At 37.8% G+C, this 2651-nt stretch carries 4 protein-coding genes; all 4 read right to left on the bottom strand.

Annotated features, from left to right (window positions below; genetic code table 11):
• Window positions 1-60: 60 nt before the first annotated feature.
• Complete coding sequence (gene rplT / locus BKK47_RS11110) at window positions 61-414, bottom strand: 50S ribosomal protein L20 (protein WP_077494893.1); 354 nt, start codon at window positions 412-414, stop codon at window positions 61-63.
• Window positions 415-479: 65 nt separating this feature from the next.
• On the bottom strand, window positions 480-677 hold the full coding sequence (gene rpmI / locus BKK47_RS11105; RefSeq protein ID WP_005596065.1) for a 50S ribosomal protein L35: 198 nt from the start codon (window positions 675-677) through the stop codon (window positions 480-482).
• Window positions 678-884: 207 nt separating this feature from the next.
• Window positions 885-1382, bottom strand: coding sequence for a translation initiation factor IF-3 (infC, locus tag BKK47_RS11100; protein WP_026215354.1), 498 nt, complete (start codon window positions 1380-1382; stop codon window positions 885-887).
• A 174-nt stretch (window positions 1383-1556) separates the two neighbouring features.
• A complete protein-coding gene (locus BKK47_RS11095) occupies window positions 1557-2363 on the bottom strand; it encodes a D-hexose-6-phosphate mutarotase (RefSeq protein ID WP_077494892.1) in 807 nt (268 codons plus the stop codon).
• Window positions 2364-2651 lie beyond the last annotated feature (288 nt).

Below are 2651 nucleotides of genomic sequence, written 5' to 3'. Positions count from 1 at the left end.
AAATTTATTTATAGAAAAAAGGACGCTTTTCAGCGCCCTTATTCTCTAAACTTTAAAAAATTAAAGTGCAGATTTTGCTTTCTCAACTAATGCAGCGAATGCCACTTTGTCGAATACTGCGATATCAGCAAGGATCTTACGATCGATTTCAACAGAAGCTTTTTTCAAGCCATTGATGAATTTGCTGTAAGATAAACCATTTTGACGAGCCGCTGCGTTGATACGTGCAATCCATAATTGACGGAATTGACGTTTACGTTGGCGACGGTCACGATATGCATATTGACCGGCTTTGATCACCGCTTGGAAAGCAACGCGATACACGCGCGAACGTGCACCATAATAACCTTTAGCAGCCTTAAGAACTTTCTTATGGCGTGCTCTTGCAATAATACCACGTTTTACACGAGCCATTATTTAATCTCCTATGTCTATTTTCTACTAAATGAACTAATCGTACGTTTCGCTTAAATAACGGCTTATGCGTATGGTAAGCAAGCTACGACTAAAACTTGGTCTGCTTTCGCAACCATGGATTTATGACGTAAATGACGTTTACGCTTAGTTGTTTTTTTAGTCAAAATATGACGTAAGTGAGATTGTTTACGCTTGAAACCGCCGGAAGCAGTTTTTTTGAAACGCTTAGCTGCGCCGCGTACTGTTTTGATTTTAGGCATTGTTAAAATAACTCCGCATTTTTCGTTTAAAACAAGATAATCAGGCGAACTTAAAAAGTTACTTGGAGGCACTGATCATTTCCATCATAAGGCAAATTAACTTGCCTTTTCTCAAAGTAGTTAGGCTGCGTAGTCTGCCCAACTTACAATGACTTTCCACCTAAGTGAAAAGATTTTTATTGAGATTAAAATCTCAACAAAAAATTCTTATTTTTTCTTCGGTGCTAACACCATTACGGCTTGACGACCTTCTAATTTACCCGGTGCAGATTCAACTACTGAAATTTCAGCCAAATCGTTTTTCACCCGTTCCAATACTTCTAAACCGATGTCTTGGTGTGCCATTTCACGACCACGGAAACGCACGGTAATCTTTGCTTTATCGCCATCTTCCAAGAAACGGATAAGGCTGCGTAATTTAACTTGGTAATCACCTTCGTCGGTACCCGGACGGAATTTAATTTCCTTCACTTGTACGACTTTTTGTTTTTTCTTTTGCTCTTTTGCTGTTTTGCTTTTTTCGTAGAGGAATTTACCGTAATTCATAATACGGCAAACCGGCGGCTCTGCATTTGGACTAATTTCAACAAGATCAAGCTCCGCTTGCTCCGCCATTTCTAAGGCTTGTTGAATGGAAACAATCCCTAATTGTTCACCATCTTGGTCTATTAAACGAACTTCTTTTACACGAATTTCATCATTAATGCGATTCGGGCGATTTACTGCCGGCGCTTTTTTTACGGTTTTAATAATCGTATTCCTTCTATTGGTTTATGCAAAAACCTTTCACAACACGCAAAAGATTCCAAATTATCTCACTTATAAAAATGAGTAAAACGCGCGGATTTTATAGTATCCACCGATTTTATGCAACAAAATTTAGCCATTCACAGAAATTTCTACGCCAACACTCTCGCCATATTCTAACAAATGATCAATTCTTGCGGTTTCTAAGCAAAGCATACGTTGATAAGCTTGCTCGCTCATTGCACTTGTAGGTTTATGCCACGGATTCCACAGTACAAGCTGGCTTGCATTATGATGATATAATTGAATGGTACGATTCAACGCCTTATCAATAATTTGGTTTTGTGTTTTCTCCGCTGAATAAATGCAATCTACATTTTCTGTAATGGAACGCGGTGACGGCACATTTTTTTGTTGCTGAGTCAAACTGTTAAAACAAGTTTCGGGCAAATTCACGATCTCAACTTGCTCAATATCACCCACATTAAAATAACTGTGTAATGCCACTTGTGCCGGTTGTTCGCCATAATGGGTAAAACTGATGTGGCACTTATCCGTAAAAAACATCTCCACTTTTGCTTCAATAATATTCAAATCTGAAAATAACGAAAATTCTAACCGCACTTTGTCTTTAGCCAAATCATAATGGCTTAACTGCCAGAGATGAATTCGAGCCGTACCATGAGGCGGTTGTTTCACACTACCAAACCACGGATAACAAATCGGTATGCCGCCACGAATCGCTGTTCCCATTTGAAACGGCTCAATTTCGCTCAACCACAATACATCTTGCTTTGTCCCTCTTGGTTGCCAACTTACTAATTGCGCTCCCTGCAATGCAATCTTTGCTGTGCCAATCGGATGTTTTAAATGCAGTACGGGAATATCATTTTGCAAAACTAAACTGAGTTCTGGCGTTAGGGTTTTGAGTAAGCTCATTTTCGTCTTTTCTCCTCGTTATAATTTCCATGAACTGAACTAAAATAATCACAAGATTTACCGATGCATCCTAACTACTATAATTAAAGCGGATTGATAAAACTTCGTCAATAATCTCTATTCCTACCACTTTATATTTAGGAATATTATTTTTGATATATTAACAATATCCTTTTCAAAATAAATACAATATATTGTAAATTCAGCACTCCCAGAATAAGAATAAAAATTCGAATAAAATTAACCGTACTTTGTAAAAATCAGCATTAAAGTAAAAATCCACCTTCA

The organism is Rodentibacter mrazii (assembly GCF_001998825.1).
In the GTDB taxonomy this organism is placed as follows: Bacteria; Pseudomonadota; Gammaproteobacteria; order Enterobacterales; family Pasteurellaceae; genus Rodentibacter; species Rodentibacter mrazii.
The sequence above is the reverse complement of the archived record's forward strand: the minus strand, read 5'-3'. Positions and strand labels throughout refer to the sequence as shown.

Coding starts and splice junctions, on each gene's coding strand:
- rplT (WP_077494893.1), bottom strand. CDS start 414: ATGGCTCGTGTAAAACGTGGTATTATTGCAAGAGCACGCCATAAGAAA.
- rpmI (WP_005596065.1), bottom strand. CDS start 677: ATGCCTAAAATCAAAACAGTACGCGGCGCAGCTAAGCGTTTCAAAAAA.
- BKK47_RS11095 (WP_077494892.1), bottom strand. CDS start 2,363: ATGAGCTTACTCAAAACCCTAACGCCAGAACTCAGTTTAGTTTTGCAA.